At 71.8% G+C, this 16,354-nt stretch carries 18 protein-coding genes; 10 read left to right on the top strand and 8 right to left on the bottom strand.

Annotation, left to right across the window (positions count from 1 at the left end):
• Positions 1-126 precede the first annotated feature (126 nt).
• A complete protein-coding gene (gene greA / locus ACZ79I_RS25165) occupies positions 127-624 on the top strand; it encodes a transcription elongation factor GreA (RefSeq protein ID WP_471499730.1) in 498 nt (165 codons plus the stop codon).
• A 145-nt stretch (positions 625-769) separates the two neighbouring features.
• Here the strand turns inward: greA and ACZ79I_RS25160 are convergent, their stop codons facing one another.
• From ACZ79I_RS25160 to ilvA, 3 genes are all read right to left on the bottom strand, one after another.
• A complete protein-coding gene (locus ACZ79I_RS25160) occupies positions 770-1,570 on the bottom strand; it encodes an ABC transporter permease (protein ID WP_471499729.1) in 801 nt (266 codons plus the stop codon).
• Positions 1,567-2,577 carry an ATP-binding cassette domain-containing protein gene (locus ACZ79I_RS25155; protein ID WP_471499728.1) on the bottom strand — a complete coding sequence of 337 codons (1,011 nt, stop codon included), beginning with the start codon at positions 2,575-2,577 and terminating at the stop codon, positions 1,567-1,569. Before ACZ79I_RS25155 ends, ACZ79I_RS25160 begins: the two co-directional genes overlap by 4 nt.
• A gap of 207 nt (positions 2,578-2,784) precedes the next feature.
• Positions 2,785-4,014: a threonine ammonia-lyase gene (ilvA, locus tag ACZ79I_RS25150; protein ID WP_471499727.1), complete on the bottom strand. Its 1,230-nt coding sequence runs from the start codon at positions 4,012-4,014 to the stop codon at positions 2,785-2,787.
• A gap of 164 nt (positions 4,015-4,178) precedes the next feature.
• On the opposite strand from ilvA, the gene ACZ79I_RS25145 reads away from it, so the two are divergent.
• From ACZ79I_RS25145 to ACZ79I_RS25135, 3 genes are all read left to right on the top strand, one after another.
• Positions 4,179-4,685: a MarR family winged helix-turn-helix transcriptional regulator gene (locus ACZ79I_RS25145; RefSeq protein WP_471505206.1), complete on the top strand. Its 507-nt coding sequence runs from the start codon at positions 4,179-4,181 to the stop codon at positions 4,683-4,685.
• Positions 4,686-4,840: 155 nt separating this feature from the next.
• Positions 4,841-5,344 (top strand): sigma factor-like helix-turn-helix DNA-binding protein, encoded by a 504-nt coding sequence (locus ACZ79I_RS25140; protein WP_471499726.1) that lies wholly within the window; start codon positions 4,841-4,843, stop codon positions 5,342-5,344.
• Between the two features lie 79 nt (positions 5,345-5,423).
• Positions 5,424-5,672 carry a hypothetical protein gene (locus ACZ79I_RS25135; protein ID WP_471499725.1) on the top strand — a complete coding sequence of 83 codons (249 nt, stop codon included), beginning with the start codon at positions 5,424-5,426 and terminating at the stop codon, positions 5,670-5,672.
• A 93-nt stretch (positions 5,673-5,765) separates the two neighbouring features.
• Here the strand turns inward: ACZ79I_RS25135 and ACZ79I_RS25130 are convergent, their stop codons facing one another.
• Entirely contained in the window at positions 5,766-6,920 is a 1,155-nt protein-coding gene (locus ACZ79I_RS25130) for a cystathionine gamma-synthase (protein WP_471499724.1), read from the bottom strand.
• 198 nt (positions 6,921-7,118) lie between these two features.
• On the opposite strand from ACZ79I_RS25130, the gene ACZ79I_RS25125 reads away from it, so the two are divergent.
• From ACZ79I_RS25125 to ACZ79I_RS25115, 3 genes are all read left to right on the top strand, one after another.
• Positions 7,119-8,237 (top strand): hypothetical protein, encoded by a 1,119-nt coding sequence (locus tag ACZ79I_RS25125; RefSeq protein WP_471499723.1) that lies wholly within the window; start codon positions 7,119-7,121, stop codon positions 8,235-8,237.
• Positions 8,238-8,365: 128 nt separating this feature from the next.
• Positions 8,366-9,088 carry a peptide-methionine (S)-S-oxide reductase MsrA gene (gene msrA / locus ACZ79I_RS25120; protein WP_471499722.1) on the top strand — a complete coding sequence of 241 codons (723 nt, stop codon included), beginning with the start codon at positions 8,366-8,368 and terminating at the stop codon, positions 9,086-9,088.
• A gap of 134 nt (positions 9,089-9,222) precedes the next feature.
• A complete protein-coding gene (locus ACZ79I_RS25115; RefSeq protein WP_471499721.1) occupies positions 9,223-9,816 on the top strand; it encodes a DUF4291 domain-containing protein in 594 nt (197 codons plus the stop codon).
• Between the two features lie 231 nt (positions 9,817-10,047).
• Here ACZ79I_RS25115 and ACZ79I_RS25110 read toward each other — a convergent pair whose 3' ends face one another.
• Complete coding sequence (locus ACZ79I_RS25110) at positions 10,048-10,650, bottom strand: NADPH-dependent FMN reductase (protein WP_471499720.1); 603 nt, start codon at positions 10,648-10,650, stop codon at positions 10,048-10,050.
• 112 nt (positions 10,651-10,762) lie between these two features.
• Between ACZ79I_RS25110 and ACZ79I_RS25105 the strand changes: the two genes are divergently transcribed.
• On the top strand, positions 10,763-11,602 hold the full coding sequence (locus ACZ79I_RS25105; RefSeq protein ID WP_471499719.1) for a helix-turn-helix domain-containing protein: 840 nt from the start codon (positions 10,763-10,765) through the stop codon (positions 11,600-11,602).
• 286 nt (positions 11,603-11,888) lie between these two features.
• Here the strand turns inward: ACZ79I_RS25105 and ACZ79I_RS25100 are convergent, their stop codons facing one another.
• Positions 11,889-12,014, bottom strand: a complete 126-nt coding sequence (locus ACZ79I_RS25100; RefSeq protein ID WP_471499718.1) for a hypothetical protein — start codon at positions 12,012-12,014, stop codon at positions 11,889-11,891.
• 114 nt (positions 12,015-12,128) lie between these two features.
• Here ACZ79I_RS25100 and ACZ79I_RS25095 point away from each other — a divergent pair, with 114 nt between their 5' ends.
• Positions 12,129-12,308 (top strand): hypothetical protein, encoded by a 180-nt coding sequence (locus ACZ79I_RS25095; RefSeq protein WP_471499717.1) that lies wholly within the window; start codon positions 12,129-12,131, stop codon positions 12,306-12,308.
• Here the strand turns inward: ACZ79I_RS25095 and ACZ79I_RS25090 are convergent.
• Positions 12,292-14,220: a copper resistance CopC/CopD family protein gene (locus ACZ79I_RS25090; RefSeq protein ID WP_471499716.1), complete on the bottom strand. Its 1,929-nt coding sequence runs from the start codon at positions 14,218-14,220 to the stop codon at positions 12,292-12,294. The genes ACZ79I_RS25095 and ACZ79I_RS25090 overlap by 17 nt on opposite strands.
• Positions 14,214-14,990, bottom strand: a complete 777-nt coding sequence (locus ACZ79I_RS25085) for a YcnI family copper-binding membrane protein (protein WP_471499715.1) — start codon at positions 14,988-14,990, stop codon at positions 14,214-14,216. Before ACZ79I_RS25085 ends, ACZ79I_RS25090 begins: the two co-directional genes overlap by 7 nt.
• Before the next feature lie 229 nt (positions 14,991-15,219).
• Here ACZ79I_RS25085 and ACZ79I_RS25080 point away from each other — a divergent pair, with 229 nt between their 5' ends.
• Positions 15,220-16,296 (top strand): multicopper oxidase family protein, encoded by a 1,077-nt coding sequence (locus tag ACZ79I_RS25080; protein WP_471499714.1) that lies wholly within the window; start codon positions 15,220-15,222, stop codon positions 16,294-16,296.
• Positions 16,297-16,354 lie beyond the last annotated feature (58 nt).

Here is a 16,354-nt window from a genome sequence, read left to right as displayed (position 1 = left end):
TCTGATGCCTTATGTCCTCCCCCTTGGGCCACGTAATTGTTAGGCTCGTGGTTTCGCCCACCCGTGAACGAACATGCTTCTGGGTAGGGCGATGCTTTGTATTCCCAGTACCGACGAGGAGCACCTGTGACCCAGACCAGCGAGAACGTCACCTGGCTGACCCAGGAGGCGTACAACCAGCTCAAGGCCGAGCTGGAGTACCTTTCTGGTCCCGCGCGCTCGGAGATCGCCGCCAAGATCGCCGCCGCGCGCGAGGAGGGCGACCTGCGTGAGAACGGCGGGTACCACGCGGCGAAGGAGGAGCAGGGCAAGCAGGAACTCCGGGTGCGCCAGCTGACCCAGCTCCTTGAGAACGCCAAGGTCGGCGAGGCCCCGGCCGCCGACGGCGCGGTGGCACCCGGCATGGTCGTCACGATCGCCTTCGACGGGGACGAGGACGACACCCTGACCTTCCTGCTGGCCTCCCGCGAGTATGCGAGCTCGGACGTCGAGACCTACTCGCCGCAGTCCCCGCTGGGCACGGGCGTGCACGGCAAGAGGGTCGGCGAGGACGCGGAGTACGAGCTGCCGAACGGCAGAAAGGCATCGGTGCGGATCCTCAAGGCCGAGCCCTACCAGGGCTGATCCTCCACGACCACCGCGGGCCCCCGGCGCCTTGGCGCCGGGGGCCCGTCGTGTCGCCCGTCGTCGTCCCGGGCACGGTGGCACCGGGCGGGTTCCCTTCGCGGGCTCGTGCCCAAGGGCTCCCTCCGGCCGGAAGGCGGAACCGTCAGCCGGCGGCCCGGCGGTACTTGCGGACGGCGAGCGTGCGGAAGAACAGGATGATCACGACCGACCAGATCAGCGAGGCCCACACCGGGTGCTGCATCGGCCAGGCGTCGGACGCCTGGAAGCCCGGGGGAAGATTGCCGAACAGTTCGCGGCACGCCTGCACGGTGGCGCTGAACGGGTTCCACTCCGCGATGTGTCGCAGGAAGGACGGCATCTGGTTCGCGTCCACGAACGCGTTCGAGATGAATGTCAGCGGGAACAGCCAGATCAGGCCGCCCGAGGTCGCCGCTTCAGGGGTGCGCACGGACAGGCCGATGAGCGCGCCGATCCACGAGAACGCGTACCCGAGCAGCAGGAGCAGACCGAATCCGGCGAGCACCTTGCCGAGGTTCTCGTGCGTGCGCCAGCCGACGATCAGGGCGACGACCGCCAGGACGACGAGGGTGAGCGCCGACTGCACCAGATCGGCGATGGTGCGGCCGGTCAGCACCGCACCACGCGCCATGGGCAGGGAACGGAAACGGTCGATGAGGCCCTTGTGCATGTCGTCGGCGATGCCCGCGCCGGCGCCCGCGGTGGCGAACGTCACGGTCTGGGCGAAGATGCCCGCCATCAGGAACTCGCGATATGCCTGGGTCGAAGTGGACGAGCCGACCTGGATCGAGCCGCCGAACACGTAGGTGAACAGCACCACGAACATGATGGGTTGGACCAGCCCGAAAATGATCATCTCGGGGATCCGGCTCATGCGAATCAGGTTCCGGCGGGTCACGACCAGGGAATCGCTCACGGCACTCACTTGGCGGTCTCCTTCGCACGCTTGCGGGTCGCGGTGTCCTCGGCCGTGCCGCCGTCCTCGGGCTTCTCCTCGGCGACATGGCCGGTCAGGGACAGGAAGACGTCGTCCAGGGTGGGACGGCGCAGTCCGATGTCGTCTATCTCGATGCCGCGGGAGTCCAGCTCGCGGATGACCTCGGCGAGCAGCTTGGCACCGCCGCTGACGGGGACGGTGAGCCTGCGGGTGTGCTCCTCGATGGTCGTGCCGCCCTTGCCGAAGCCGCTGAGGACCTCGGCCGCGGTCGCGATGTGGTCGCGCTCGTGCACGACGACCTCGACCCGCTCGCCGCCGGTGCGCGCCTTGAGCTGGTCGGAGGTGCCGCGGGCGATGACACGGCCGTGGTCGACGACGCAGATGTCGTGGGCCAGATGGTCGGCCTCTTCGAGGTACTGGGTGGTCAGCAGCAGTGTGGTGCCGTCGGAGACGAGCTGCTTGATGACCTCCCACAGCTGCTGGCGGTTGCGCGGGTCGAGACCGGTCGTCGGCTCGTCCATGAACATCACGGCCGGCCGCACCACCAGCGCGGCCGCGAGGTCGAGGCGGCGGCGCATGCCGCCGGAGTAGGTCTTCGTGGGGCGGTCGGCGGCGTCCGTGAGGTGGAACTGCTCCAGCAGTTCGGCCGCCCGCTGCTTCGCGGCCTTGGCCCTCATCTGGTAGAGCCGGCCCACCATCTCGAGGTTCTCGCGGCCGGTGAGGTACTCGTCGACCGCCGCGAACTGCCCGGACAGGCCGACCGAGCGGCGCACGGCGTCGGGGTGCTTGAGGACGTCGATCCCGGCGACGACCGCGGTGCCGCTGTCGGGGCGCAGCAGGGTCGTCAGGCAGCGGACGGTGGTGGTCTTGCCCGCGCCGTTGGGCCCGAGGAGGCCGAGCACGGTGCCTTCCGGAACGTCGAGGTCGACGCCGTCCAGAGCCCTTACGTCACCGAAGGTCTTCACCAGACCCTCGGCATAGATGGCGCCTGGCATATGAGTTCTCCACGTCGTTGGGGTTGGGCAGAGCGTAGGTCTCCCGTCGCGTCCGCTCCATGGGATTTCGCGTCCATGGGGTTTCGCGCACGCGCCGCCGGACGTCGGCAGGCGTGCGAGCGCGACGGGACGAGACACACACCATAACGCGATGTATCGCGTTCCTCAACGCCTTTCCCGGAAGACCGCCGAGACGGCGCTCGGGCCTCAGTCGATGACCGTGTAGCCCGCGTCCCGCAACGCCCGGCCGACCTCCGCGCAGTGCTCCGGGCCCTTCGTCTCCAGGTGCAGCTCGACCTCCGCCTCGGTGATCCCGAGCCTCGGGTCGGTGCGCACATGGCTCACGTCGAGGACATTGGCGTCGACCAGCGTCAGCACCCCCAGCAGCGTCGCGAGGGCGCCCGGGCGGTCGGTCAGCCGCAGCCGCACGGCGAGGTAGCGCCCCTGCGCGGCCATGCCGTGTCGCAGGACGCGCTGCAGCAGCACGGGATCGACGTTGCCCCCGGACAGCACCGCGACCACCGGGCCCTCGAAGGCCCCGGGATGGGCCAGCAGGGCCGCGACGGGACTCGCGCCGGCCGGCTCGACGACCAGCTTGGCCCGCTCCAGGCACAGCAGCAGCGCGGTGGACAGCGCGTCCTCGGACACCGTACGGATCTCGTCGACCAGGTGGCGGACGATCCGGAACGGCACCTCGCCCGGCCGCCCCACCCGGATGCCGTCGGCCATCGTCACCGGGTTCTCCACCGACACCGGGTGCCCGGCCGCCAGCGATGGCGGGTACGAGGCGGCACCCTCCGCCTGCACGCCCACCACCCGCACGTCCGGGCGCAGCGCCTTCACCGCGGTCGCGATGCCCGCGATCAGGCCGCCGCCGCCCACGCCGACGACGATCGTGCGCACTTCGGGGCACTGCTCCAGGATCTCCAGGCCCACCGTGCCCTGGCCCGCGATGATGTCCGGGTGGTCGAAGGGGTGGATGAACACCGCTCCCGTGTCGGCGGCGTACTGCTGCGCGGCGGCCAGTGTCTCGTCCACCACCTGGCCGTACAGCCGTACGTCGGCGCCGTACTCGCGGGTCGCGCTGATCTTCGGCAGCGGCGCGCCCTTCGGCATGAACACCGTCGAGTGCACGCCGAGCAGGGTGGACGCGAGGGCGACGCCCTGCGCGTGGTTGCCGGCACTCGCGGCGACGACGCCCGCGGCGCGCTCCTCGGGCAGCAGCCCCGCGATGCGCACGTAGGCGCCGCGCAGCTTGAACGATCCCGTCCGCTGGAGGTTCTCGCACTTGAGGTGCACCGGCGTCCCGACCAGCCGGGACAGATACCTGCTCCCCTCCATGGCGGTGACGCGCGCGACACCCGCGAGCATCTTCTGGGCGCCGCGTACGTCGTCCAGCGTCACCGTCGGCAAGGAGTGAGACGTGCTGTAGCTCATGACCACCAGTCTCGCAGTTCACGCCCGTCCACAGCGGGTGTGACCAAGCGCTGGAACCGGTTTGCGCAGCGCCGGTACGACCCGCGCCCCGGCCGCGTACCCTGTCCCCCAACCCAGCTCCCCACGCATGAAGTGAGCCCCCGGCCATGCCCACAACACCTGACATGTCGATGGACATGACGACCGTCGGTGACACCGGCCTCCTCGACACGCTGCAGCACGAGGTCGCGGTGTTCGCGCGCCGGGCCGAACAGACGCGGCTCGGCGGGGTCGGCCAGGTGCGCAATTCCATGGACCGTGCCGCGTACCTGCTGCTCAACCGCCTCGACAAGGAAGGCCCGATGGGCGTCAAGGCGCTCGCCGCCAGCATGGGCATCGACTCGTCCACGGTCACCCGCCAGGTCGCCCCGCTGGTCGACACCGGCCTCGTCAAACGCACCTCCCACCCGGAGGACGGACGCGCGGTGGTGCTCCAGCTCTCCCCGCGCGGGGTGTCCCGCCTGGAGGAAGTACGTTCCTCCAGGCGACAGCTGATGGCCGAGCTGACGCAGGACTGGGCCCCGGAGGAGCGTGAGGCGTTCTGCACGCTCCTCACCCGCTTCAACGTCGCCCTCTCCGCCAGGCAGGCCGCGCAGGGGGTTCCGGTGGCGGACTCGCAGCCGGCGTCCTGAGCGGCGGGGACCGTTCCGCCCTCACGCGGGAAGTCCGTGTGAGCAACCGCTTCCCGGCTCTTGACCCGGGGGGTGCGGCCGGTCTCATATGAGACCGGGTCCCTGTCGCGGCGGGGTCCCGTCCCCTTCAGGGTCGCCCTCAGGCGGGAGGCGCGGTGCGAGAACGGCATGCGTCCCAAGACGCCCGCCGGGCCCGGGAGTTCGAGTCGTTCGTCGCGGGCGCGGCCGGGCGGCTGCTGCACGCCGCCACACTGCTGACCGCGGAGGCCCCGGACGACAACCCGCGTGCGCGGCGTCTGCTGACGCTCGCCCTGGCCCAGACGTACGCCTCCTGGGACCGCCGGCGCGGCGAGGACCCGTACGACCGGGCCCGTCAGCACCTGGCCTCCCGCTTCGCGCGCGGCGCGTGGCACCAGTACGGGGCGCTCGGCCGGCACCGGCCGGACTCGGGCAGCGTGCTCGCCGGCCTGTCCCCCCAGGAGCGGCTGATCATCGTCCTCAGGCTGTACGAGGGTGTCGCCGAGGAGCAGACGGCGGCACTGCTGGGTCTGCCCGTCGAACGGGTACGGACGCTCGGGGCACGGGCGATGGCGACGCTGCTGCATCCGCCGCGGGAGCCTGCGCGGCCCGTCCTGGGCGCCGAGGTGGCACCGTCATGAGGGGGCCGTCCCGGAACGGGAGCGGCACGAAGCCCTGCCGAGGGACCCGCCCGGAGGCCGGCCGCGACGGAGGTGGCCGGTGAACCTGCCCGAGCGGGAGGCGGCCGTGCGGCGGATGCTGGAGCGGACGCCGCCGCAGGTGCCGCCGGATCTGTACGACGAGGTGGTGCGGCGCGGCTCCCGCATGCTGCGCCGCCGGGCGGCGGCACGCCGTCTGCTGTGGCTGGCGCTGCTGGCCGCGGCCGTCGCCTTCGCGATCTGGGCGTCCTTCGCACGGCCCTGGGTGGAGCCGCCGTCGACGACGACTCCACCGGTCAGCGACTGGTGAGGCCGGGCCGGCCCGCGGGTGACAGGGGGCCGTGAGCGGGACGGGCCGGCCCACAGCCCTGACCGGCACGTTCCACACCACGGCATGAGCCTTCTAGCGCAGGGCCTGCTGCAGGTCCTCCAGGAGGTCGTCGACGTTCTCGATGCCCACGGAGAGCCGGACGAGGTCGGCGGGCACCTCCAGCGCCGAGCCGGCCGCGGACGCGTGCGTCATACGCCCCGGGTGCTCGATGAGGGACTCCACACCGCCCAGGGACTCGCCGAGCGTGAACACCTCGGCGCGGTTGCAGACCTCCACGGCCGCCTCCTCGCCGCCCTCGACCTGGAAGGAGATCATGCCGCCGAACGCCCTCATCTGCTTGGCGGCGGTCTCGTGCCCGGGGTGCTCGGGCAGGCCCGGGTACAGCACACGCGTCACGCGCGCGTGCCGGGTGAGCATGTCGGCGACCTTCGCCGCGTTCTCGCTGTGCCGGTCCATGCGGACGGCGAGCGTCTTGGCGCCGCGCAGCACCAGCCAGGAGTCGAAGGGACCGGCGACCGCGCCCATCGCGTTCTGGTGGTACGCCAGCTCCTCGCCCAGCCCCTCGTCGTTCACGACGAGCGCGCCCCCGACCACATCGGAGTGGCCGCCCATGTACTTGGTCAGAGAGTGCACGACGACGTCGGCGCCGAGCGAGAGGGGCTGCTGGAGGTAGGGGGTCGCGAAGGTGTTGTCCACGACGAGCCTGGCACCCGCCTCACGGGCGATCTGGGCGACGACGGCGATGTCGGTGATGCCGAGCAGCGGGTTGGAGGGGGTCTCCACCCACACGGCCTTGGTCTTCGGGGTGAGAGCCGCCCGTACCGAGGACGGATCGGAGGTGTCGGCGACCGACCACTCCACTCCCCACCGCGAGACGACCTTGGCGAAGAGGCGGAACGTGCCGCCGTACGCGTCGTTCGGGATGACCACGTGGTCGCCGGGGGCGAGCAGCGTACGCAACAGGCAGTCCTCGGCCGCCAGTCCGGACGCGAACGCGAGGCCGCGGCGGCCGCCTTCCAGGGCGGCGAGGTTCTCCTCCAGGGCGGTCCTGGTGGGGTTGGCGCTGCGGCTGTACTCGTAGCCGCCGCGCAGCCCGCCGACACCGTCCTGTTTGTAGGTCGACACCTGGTAGATCGGCGGGACGACCGCCCCGGTGAGGGGATCGGCGGTGTTCCCCGCGTGAATCGCGAGGGTCTCGAAGTGCTGACTGATGTGCCTGTCGCTCATGGGCACCGAGGGTAGTGCGCCCGGGGCGGGGACGACGGGCCGCGAGAGCGGGGCACCGGGGTGGGGAGCGGGACCCGCCCGGGCGGTGCGGGCGGGCGCGCGGGGACCTCCGAGGGCCCGCCCGCTGTCCACAGGCGGTTTTCCACAGGCCGGCGACCACGTTGGCCAAGTGCCGGACCCGTCTGGTTCGCTTGAGGCATGGCGATTCTCTGGGTTCTGATGGCGCTGGCCCTGTTCAGCATGGTCCTGCTGCCCGTCCTCATGCGCAGGCGCGCGGGCATACAGCAGGTGGCGCCCGGCGACCCCGACGCCGCGGACCCGGAGAACTACGGCTTCGTGCGCCAGGAGGAACTGGACGTGCGCATGCCCGGCCACGACCAGGACCTGCTGGACGTCCTGGACATGGTGCAGCGCACACAGGACTACCGCGCGGCCTCGCAGCTCCTGGCCGGCACGGAGACGGAGAGCGAGACCCGCTGGCAGCGCGTGCAGGCGTTCGCGGGCGCCGCGTCCCTGGAGCTGCAGCAGCGGCCCGGCGGGGTCAGCGAGACGCCGGGCGGCCAGTGGCTGCGGGTGTGGCGGGCCGAGGCCCCCAAGGACGCGGGCGGCGCCGCGGTGCACGCCGAGTTCCTGGTGCAGCAGGCGTGGCGCACGTCGACACCGGGGACGGACGAGTTCCGGATCATCATGGAGGAGGCGAAGGCCGCGTGCGCGGACGCGGCACTGCTGGCGCCCGGTGACCCGGTCCCCTACATCATCGAGCTCTCGGTGGCCCGCGGACTCGGCTACCCGCAGCCGGAGTTCGAGCGGCTGTGGCTGAAGATCCTGGACCGCGCACCGGCCCATATGGGCGCGCACCTGGCGGCCCTGCACTACTGGTGCGAGAAGTGGCACGGCTCGCGGGCGCTGGCGTACTCGTTCGCGGAGTCGGCCGCGGCCCGGGCACCCCAGGGCTCCCTGCTGGCGGCCATGCCCCTCTTCGCGGTCTTCGAGCACCTGCCCGAGGTGCACCTGGTCAGCAGCTTCTACCAGAGCGAGGTGATCACGAAGGCGATCCACGGCGCGCTCTTCGCCGTGCAGTCCGCCCGCCCCGACGACCCGATGCTGGCCCACGTCCGCCATCTCCTGGTGTTCTTCCTGGTCCGCAGCGAGCGCTGGGCCGAGGCGATGGGCCAGCTGGTCCACATCGACGGCCACGTCGGCGCGCTCCCCTGGACCCTGAGCGCCGACCCGGCCGCCGACTACGCGGTCTACCGGGCACTGGCGGTGGCGGGGTACGAGGCGAACGGGGGGAACCCGGCGACACTGCCGCGCTGACAGCGGCCGGGAGCCGTCGGCCCGGGCCCCGGGCGCACCGGGGAGCCGGACCGGAACCGGAATTCCCGGACGGACCCGCCCGTTGACGTACACGGACCCCCACAGCCCCGCGACCTTGTGGAGACCGCATGTTCCTGCACAGCCGTACGCCCCAGCTGCCGACCCCGGAGCAGGCCCTGCGCGGCCGCCCCGAGCCGGCCTTCACGGTCCCCGAGCGGCACACCGTCCTCGGCACCCCGCTCCTCGGCCCCTACCCCGAGGGTCTGGAGATCGCCGACTTCGGCCTGGGCTGCTTCTGGGGCGCCGAGCGCAAGTTCTGGCAGCTGCCGGCGGGCATCCACACGACCCTCGTCGGCTACCAGGGCGGATACACACAGAACCCCACGTACGAGGAGGTCTGCTCGGGCCTGACGGGCCACACGGAGGCGGTCCGCGTGGTCTACGACCCGAAGAAGATCTCGTACGAGCGCCTGCTCCAGGTGTTCTGGGAGTCCCACGATCCCACCCAGGGCTTCCGCCAGGGCAACGACGTCGGCACCCAGTACCGCTCGGCCGTCTACACCCACTCCCCCGCCCAGGCGGCCGCCGCGCAGGCGTCCCGCGACGCGTACCAGAAGGTCCTCACGGCGGCGGGCCACGGCACCATCACCACGGAGCTGCTCCCCGCTCAGGGCCGCGAGTTCTATCCGGCGGAGGGGTACCACCAGCAGTACCTTTCGGACAGCAAAAACCCGGGCGGGTACTGCGGCCTGGGCGGGACGGGGGTCAAGCTGAGCACCCCGTTCGAGACCAACTGGGGAGCGTCCTGCCCGACGGGCATCGCTCCGGCGCCGGAGGCAACGGACAAGTAGCCGGTATCGCGGTAGGTGCTGAAGCGGGCAACGTGGCACCGGCAGTTCGCACGGTGCTGCGGCCGGCGCTCTCCGTTGCGGTGAACGTCGAAAATCAGTGGCCGCCTGAACCGGCCGACCCCACGCTGTACGCCATGGAACAACCGCAACGCGAGATCCGTGCGGCCTACGGGGACTCCACGATCACCGTCTACCAGGCATACACCCCGGAAATCGGCCTGCCCGCCGCCCAGGAGGGCCGTTTCCCCACCGCGTGGAAGCGCGACAGGATGACGTGGATCAAGCCGTCGTTTCTGTGGATGATGTACCGATGCGGCTGGGGCGCCAAGGAGGGGCAGGAGACCGTTCTCGCGGTCGAGATCACCCGTGAGGGCTTCGAGTGGGCGCTGCGCAACGCGTGTCTGTCGAGCTACGTCCGCGGGGTACACCCCGACCGGGCCGCCTGGCAGCGTCAGTTGAAGCGGGCGCCCGCTCGCGTGCAGTGGGACCCCGAGCGGGATCTGCACCTGCAACCCCTGCCGTACCGGTCTCTGCAACTCGGCCTCTCCGGTGCGGCCGCACGACGCTACGCCGACGAGTGGACAGTCGCCATCCGCGACGTGACCCCGCTCGCCCACGAGATCCACGCCCTGGTCAAAGGTGGCGATCCGCAGGCCGCCGCCCAGCTGCTGCCCCAAGAACGCCCCTATCCCGTTGAAGAGGAAGCTCTCGCCGGCCTACGGGGATGACGGGCCGGTCCACCCGGCAGCCGGCTCCGGCCCATGGGTCACATGACAGCACAGGCTCGCCGGGACCGGGGTGTCCTGTCCCATCGGGGTCGCGCCCGCACCGGAGGTCACGGGCGGGTAAACCGCCCCCGGCCCGGGGCCGGCGCGTTGCCCATTACAGGCGTGGACACGGGGGCGGGCCAAGCGGCCGACCACTCCCGGCAAGAAGGGTCTGATCCGTGAGGACTCCTGTCAGGCCGGGTACGGGGCCGCTTCGCATGCCGCGCTCAGGGCGGCGGCCCACCATGCGAGCTGGTCCAGCAGCGTCTTGGCGTAACCAGGCGCCTCGGAGTCCAGTGGCCGCCCGTCCTGCCATGCGGTGAAGTAGTTCGGGAACGCCAGACCGTCGCGGATGGTCACCGCGTGCAGTTCGGTGAGCACGTTCTCCAGGTGGAGGACGGCATGACGGCCTCCGGCCGCGCCGCCGTAGCTGACGAAGGCCACGGGCTTGGCCGTCCACTGGGTGAAGTGCCAGTCGATGGCAGCCTTCAAGGAGGCGGGGTAGCTGTGGTTGTACTCCGGCGTGACCAGGATGAACGCCTCCGCCTCCGCCAAGCGGGACGTCAGGGGCGCCATTGCTTCGGGGCGCGGGTAGGAGTCGCCGGCGAACTTCGGCGGCGCCGCCGGCAACGACAGCGGGATCTCGACGTCGGCGAGGTCGACGATCTCGGCATCGAACCCGCCGTGCACGCGCGTCTGCTCGGCGACCCAGGAGGCGACGACAGGGCCGAACCTGCCCTCGCGGACGCTCCCGACGATGATGACCAGCTTGTGCTTCTTCTGCTTCTCGCTCATGTGCTCCACGGTCCACCGCTGCGAGATCGGCAACCAGACCGGGCGCAGGCTGGCCCCCGCAGGGCCAGCCTGCGGCATTCGGGCGCACCGCCACCGTCACTAGACTGCCACCATGGGCACGCCACTGGGCGACTTCGTCCGCGCCAAGCGCGACAGCATCCAGCCCGAGTCGTTCGGGCTCCCCGACCGCGGCCGCCGGCGCTCCCCGGGGCTGCGACGCTCAGACCTGGCGACGCGGGCCGGGATCAGCGTCGAGTACCTCACCCGCATCGAGCAGGGCCGGGACCGCAACCCGTCCCCCGCCGTGATCAACGCTCTCGCCGACGCCTTGAGCCTGGATGCCGCCGAACGCGACCGCCTGCGCCACCTCGCCAAGATCACCGGTGGGGCCTGCCCCGGGCACCGGCGGCCGGAGCCGCCCAACCGCCATGTCCGCCCCACGGTGCTGGCGACCCTCCAACTCCTTGAGCCGTCTGCCGCGTTCGTCACCAACCGCTTGGGCGACGTGCTCGCGCACACCACGGGGTTCGAGTCGGTGATGCGCGGAAGCGGGCTGCTGGAGACGCAGGAGCCGAACCTGACCCGCTATGTGTTCACCGATCCGCGGGCCCGGACGTTCTTCGCCGACTGGGACCAGGTGGCCGACGAGCAGGCCTTCGACCTGTGGCTCGGACCGTCCGCGGAGACCTTCGCGTGGTTCACCGCCGAACTCGCCCCCCTCGCCGGGCAGGAGTTCACCCGGCGGCTCGACCGCCACCTGCCCCCACCACAGGTCCCGCTTCGGCTCAACCACCCCACCGGGCGCGAGCTGCGGTGGCAGCGAGAACGGTTGGAGCTGCCACGCACCGACGCGCAGGAGCTGGTCGTCCTCCTGCCGGCCGACGAGACGACGGCGCAGGCCGTGGAGCGCCTGCGTCGCCGACCCGGCGGCGCCCTTCGCGCGATCGGCTGACGCGGTCGGCACAGCCGCATGTGCGGGCAGCCGAACCGGCGGACCGGCGTCCCCTCCCATGGGGAACTCCCCGCCTCACCGGTCGTGCAGCGGTCCTGGCCGTCCGGAGCACGGATGCGCCCGGGGGCCGGAACGCGGACGTCCTGCCCGGAGAAGGCGCCGGTGGTCGTCGGTCATCACATCACCGGCCGTGCGGCGCTGCAGGATCGCAGCGATGTGCACACGGGGCGCGAGTCTCGGCAAGGCCGGGTGGTCGGCGACCTTGGCCGCCCATCCTGATGGCAGGTCAGAACGCCCGGTTGGGCTGACCGGCCAGATGGCCCGCGAAGGCCACCGACTCGTCGGCGAGGAAGCCGTTGACCGTCACGATTCCGAAGAAATTGCGCGGGCCGTGTGGGTCCTCATCTGCCAACGGGCGCCCCTGCCGCCCTTGGCCGAAGTGTTCCCGGACGTCACGAACCGCGACGCCGCGTACGAGTTCACCCGCAACCAGCCCACGCTCACATGGCAGAAGGTGTAGTGGCGCATGTCGGGCAACCTCGAAGGATTCTTCCTGCGGACCCTGTGCGAAACGTGGTCCTGCACCATCGAGGACCTCCTCGCCCCGGTGGAACAGCGTCGCTGGTCGGACGCCTGCCACCTGGACGACGAGACCCCCGGCCCCGTTGAGGGCTACCTCCTCCGCCGGCCTACGCTCCCCAGCTGAGGCCCCCGACTGAGGTCGCCGAGGCGATGTCCCCCGTGAAGCCGACCGCGGCCGGCCGGGAAACCAAGCGACTTGAGGAGGCTGGAGCGGTCCCGGTGGTGATGTCGTCGAAGACGACGGTGGCCGCGTCGGTGTCGGACGTGCGCACGCTGACGGCCAGCCGCCAGGCGCCGGGCGGGGACAGCCGCACGGTGCCGGACCATCGCCCGGGCCCTGTCGCCTCCAGCCGCGTCGGCAGCGGGCCGAGGCGCAGCGCCGGCAGCGACCAGGCCGCCGTGATCTCCTCCGCCCGTACGGGGCTGCCGGCGGGGTCCGCGAGCCGCAGCTCCACCTCGACCCCACCGCCGGCCCGCCGGGCCACCCGGGCCGAGACCGTGCCGCGGCCGCCGGGGCTCCCGGTGTCGTAACCCGCCGCCATCCGTACCGGCGGGGACGCGGACGAGGCGGCGGTGGCCGACACGCCCGCGCCGTGCGGTGGGGCCGAACCGGACAGGAGGGCCGACAGGGCGATCACCACCGCACCGAGCGCGGTCTCGACCGCCAGAGTGCGTCGCATGCCGCGGAGCGCCCGTTCCGCCGGGCGTGCCTCCTCCCCTGCTGGAGAACCCGGCCGCCCCGCCCGGGACGCCCCGCCTTCCGCCGGCTGCGGGGCGGCCCCCAGCGGCCCGCGGGCGTGGGTCCGGGTCCAGCGGCGTGCGAGGCGGGCCGGCACCAGCAGGAGCATGACCACCAGCACCTTGACGACGAGCAGCCGCCCGTAGTCGCTGCTCAGCAGCCGCCCCGGGCCGCCGAGTTGGCGTTGTGCCTGCACCACGCCCGTCACCACCAGGACGGCGACGCACCAGCCGGCCACACTCGAGAACCGGCGCGTCACCACGGCCAGCGGCTCCGGCCGCTCCCGCCGGGCGTACAGACCGACCAGGGCCACCAGTCCGCCGAGCCACAACCCCATGGCCAGCAGATGCAGCACGTCGACCGTGAGGGCCAGGGGGACCCGCCGCCCGGTGGCCGCGTGCCCGGCCGCGCCGAAGGTGGCGGCCAGGGCGGCCAGGGCGGCAGTCACCGGGAGCACCCGTCGCGGGACGGCCCCCCAGGAGGCCGCCGGACGCGGCAGGCCCCGGGCCACCGGCAGCAGCAGTAGACCGGTGAGCAGGATCCGCGCGCCCGTCGTCCGGCCCGGTCGGCCCGTCAGCGCGGGACGCAGCAGTGCGGGATCCAGCAGGGAGCCCGGCCCCGCTCCCGCGGCGTACGGGCCCTGGGCGACCAGCCCGGCGCATGCGGCCGCGATGACGATCAACCCGCCGCTCAGGGCCAGCCGTCCGAGCAGGCCGCGTCCGGTGCCGGCGGGCGCGAGCAGCCTCATGCCGATCGCCCCGGTGAGCAACGCCAGCCCCGCGTACCCCGCCCCGCGCGCCACGGTCACCGCGGCCCCCAGCAGGGGGTCGGAGCCGCGGTCGGCGCCCGCCGGCGGGTTCGGTACCCGGTCCGCCCCGTCCATCGGGCCGACGGTGAAGGTGAAGGCACCGTGGACGGGGTGCGAGTCGGCGGACACGACCCGCCAGGACACCACGTAGGTCCCGTTCGGAAGGCCGGAGCCGAGGGTGACGGCGAGGGCGTCGGGCCGGTCCGGCAGGGGGGCGGTGTGCCCGGTGTCGGCCCGGCTGCCGTCCGGGCCCAGCACGCGCAGGCCGTCGGCGGTGGCCTCGACCGGCTCGCTGAACCGCATGGTGACCGTCCGCGGGGCCCGGTCGAGGACCGCTCCGGCGGCCGGGACGGTGGCGACCGGTCCGGCGTGGGCGGAGGCCGGTGCGGCCGACGTCAGCAGCAGGACGACCACCGCGGCCGTGGCGGCGAGCGCCCGGACCAGGACCGGGAGCGGAAACGGCCCGCCCGGTCTCCGGGAGTTCACCATCCCCGGCGTCCCAAGAACGTGGCCGTCGCGCGCCGCCGGGTGGCGGCCGCCAGGAGACCGGCCAGCCCGGCCGCGGCCCCGACACCGCCCAGCAGCCGTGCGGGGACGTCCGCTCCGGCCCCGCCGCTCTCCGTGCCGGTGGGCTTCCCCGCTGCTGCCGCCCCGTCGGCGCCCGAGGCGCCCGAGGCGCCCGAGGCGTCCGAGGCGTCCGAGGCGTTCGCCGAGCCGCCCTCCTTCGCGGCGGTGGTCAGTGCGAGGACGGGCGCGGGGTGCTCCGGCTCCGTGCCGTCCGCGGCGGGCAGGTCGATCCAGCGCACCACCTCCCCGTTGTCGTAGGTCTGCAGTGCCTTGAAGACCATCCGGCCCGCGTGCTCGGGCAACGGGCCGAGGGAGACGTCGAACTCCTGGAACTCGCCGGGGTTGATCTTCCCTCCGGTCCAGATGATCCGGGAGACGGCTTCGTCGATCTTCTTCTCGTCGTGGGCCAGCGGGCGATCCAGGTGCCGCTTCTCGGTCCTGACGGTCCATCCGGGGACCGGCCGGACGGAGACGGAGGCGAGTGGCTGGTCGGCCGGCAGGACGACCTCGACCCTGGTGGTGGCGGCGTAGGGCCTTTCGGTGGGGACCCGGAAGGTGAGCTTGGCCCAACTCCCGGCCTCGGCACTGTCCGGGTTGACGCCGACGTGGGCGGCGGCCGGGCCGGCCGTCATCAGCAGGACGATTCCCGCGGTCACGGCGGTCAGGGTGGCTCGGGACGGGGTGGGGCGCATGAGGGATCTCCGTTCAATGGTCGTCGGCCAGCAATTTTTACCATAATTAACAGATCGCCCTCGACCTAGGTCCACTTCACGACAGACTGCCACTGATCTGCGAAAACGCCACGCATATCGCCGACTCAGACACCTCTGGGGCGCCGGATGTGACATGGGCAACATGTCAAGGATTAAATTTCTCTGATAAAAACCATGTCACCATCCGCACCAGCCCGAGGAAGGCAGCATGTTGAGGACAAAGGCGCTGGTCGGCGCCGTCTCCTTCGCGATCGCGGTCGCCGTCCCGTGGTGGTCCGTCTCCACGGAGACCTCCTCCGCCCCCGCCACATCGGCCGCCGGCACGGCCTCCGTGGACCACGGAGGCACCACTCACGACGACTCGTCCTCCGCCTCCACCGGCGGGGACACCACGGCCACGGACACCCAGCACCACGACTGGAAGTCCATGGACAGGGAGATGGCCGAGCGCGACAAGTCGTTCCCCGCCAAGACGGCGGGCAGGGGCGCACAGCTCATCAAGCCCGAGATCCTGAAGGACGGGACCAAGCGGTTCACACTCACCGCCAAGCCCGTGAAGTGGGAGGTCGAGCCCGGCAAGATCGTCGACGCCATGTCGTACAACGGCATGGTCCCCGGCCCCACCATCCGGGTCGACGTCGGCGACAAGGTCGAGGTCGTACTGAAGAACCAGCTACCGGAATCCACGGTGATCCACTGGCACGGGATCCCCATCGACAACGCCATGGACGGCGTCGCCGACATCACGCAGGACCCGGTGGTCCCGGGCGGTACCTTCACCTACAAGATCAAGGCCGAACGCCAGTCCGTCGGCTGGTACCACTCCCACCACAACGGCACCGAGCAGGTGACCAGCGGCCTGTGGGGCGCCTTCCTGATCGGCGACGTGCCGCTGCCGGACCACACGAAGGTCACCCAGGAGGTGCCGATCGAGCTGCAGGACTCCGGCAGCATCGGGCTGACCCTGAACGGCAAGTCGTTCCCCGCCACCGAACCCCTGCGCGTCCGCAAGGGCGACTCGGTCCTCATCCACTACTTCAACGCGGGCACCATGGCGCACCCGATGCACCTGCACGGACTCGACCAGGTGGTCGTCGCCAAGGACGGATTCCCGCTGAAGAACCCCTACAAGGCGGACACCGTCCTGGTCGCCCCGGGTGAGCGGTACAGCGTGCTGGTCAACGCGAACCGGCCCGGCAAGTGGGCCTTCCACTGCCACATCTTCCCGCACTCCGAGGGCAAGACCGGCATGTTCGGCATGTTCACCGAGATGATCGTCAGCTGACGACACGGCCGGCCGGGACGTCCGCCGCCCGACCCGCTTCCCCCCTCATCCCCCTGTC

The sequence above is a fragment of the Streptomyces sp. PSU-S4-23 genome (assembly GCF_055632315.1).
The sequence above is the reverse complement of the archived record's forward strand: the minus strand, read 5'-3'. Positions and strand labels throughout refer to the sequence as shown.

Bases quoted from the DNA above. Each gene is read 5' to 3' on its own strand.
- ilvA (WP_471499727.1), bottom strand. From the start codon at position 4,014: ATGAGCTACAGCACGTCTCACTCCTTGCCGACGGTGACGCTGGACGAC.
- ACZ79I_RS25115 (WP_471499721.1), top strand. From the start codon at position 9,223: ATGGAACAACCGCAACGCGAGATCCGTGCGGCCTACGGGGACTCCACG.
- ACZ79I_RS25095 (WP_471499717.1), top strand. From the start codon at position 12,129: ATGTCGGGCAACCTCGAAGGATTCTTCCTGCGGACCCTGTGCGAAACG.
- ACZ79I_RS25155 (WP_471499728.1), bottom strand. From the start codon at position 2,577: ATGCCAGGCGCCATCTATGCCGAGGGTCTGGTGAAGACCTTCGGTGAC.
- msrA (WP_471499722.1), top strand. From the start codon at position 8,366: ATGTTCCTGCACAGCCGTACGCCCCAGCTGCCGACCCCGGAGCAGGCC.
- ACZ79I_RS25085 (WP_471499715.1), bottom strand. From the start codon at position 14,990: ATGCGCCCCACCCCGTCCCGAGCCACCCTGACCGCCGTGACCGCGGGA.
- ACZ79I_RS25110 (WP_471499720.1), bottom strand. From the start codon at position 10,650: ATGAGCGAGAAGCAGAAGAAGCACAAGCTGGTCATCATCGTCGGGAGC.
- ACZ79I_RS25090 (WP_471499716.1), bottom strand. From the start codon at position 14,220: ATGGTGAACTCCCGGAGACCGGGCGGGCCGTTTCCGCTCCCGGTCCTG.
- ACZ79I_RS25080 (WP_471499714.1), top strand. From the start codon at position 15,220: ATGTTGAGGACAAAGGCGCTGGTCGGCGCCGTCTCCTTCGCGATCGCG.
- ACZ79I_RS25105 (WP_471499719.1), top strand. From the start codon at position 10,763: ATGGGCACGCCACTGGGCGACTTCGTCCGCGCCAAGCGCGACAGCATC.
- ACZ79I_RS25145 (WP_471505206.1), top strand. From the start codon at position 4,179: ATGTCGATGGACATGACGACCGTCGGTGACACCGGCCTCCTCGACACG.
- ACZ79I_RS25125 (WP_471499723.1), top strand. From the start codon at position 7,119: ATGGCGATTCTCTGGGTTCTGATGGCGCTGGCCCTGTTCAGCATGGTC.
- ACZ79I_RS25130 (WP_471499724.1), bottom strand. From the start codon at position 6,920: ATGAGCGACAGGCACATCAGTCAGCACTTCGAGACCCTCGCGATTCAC.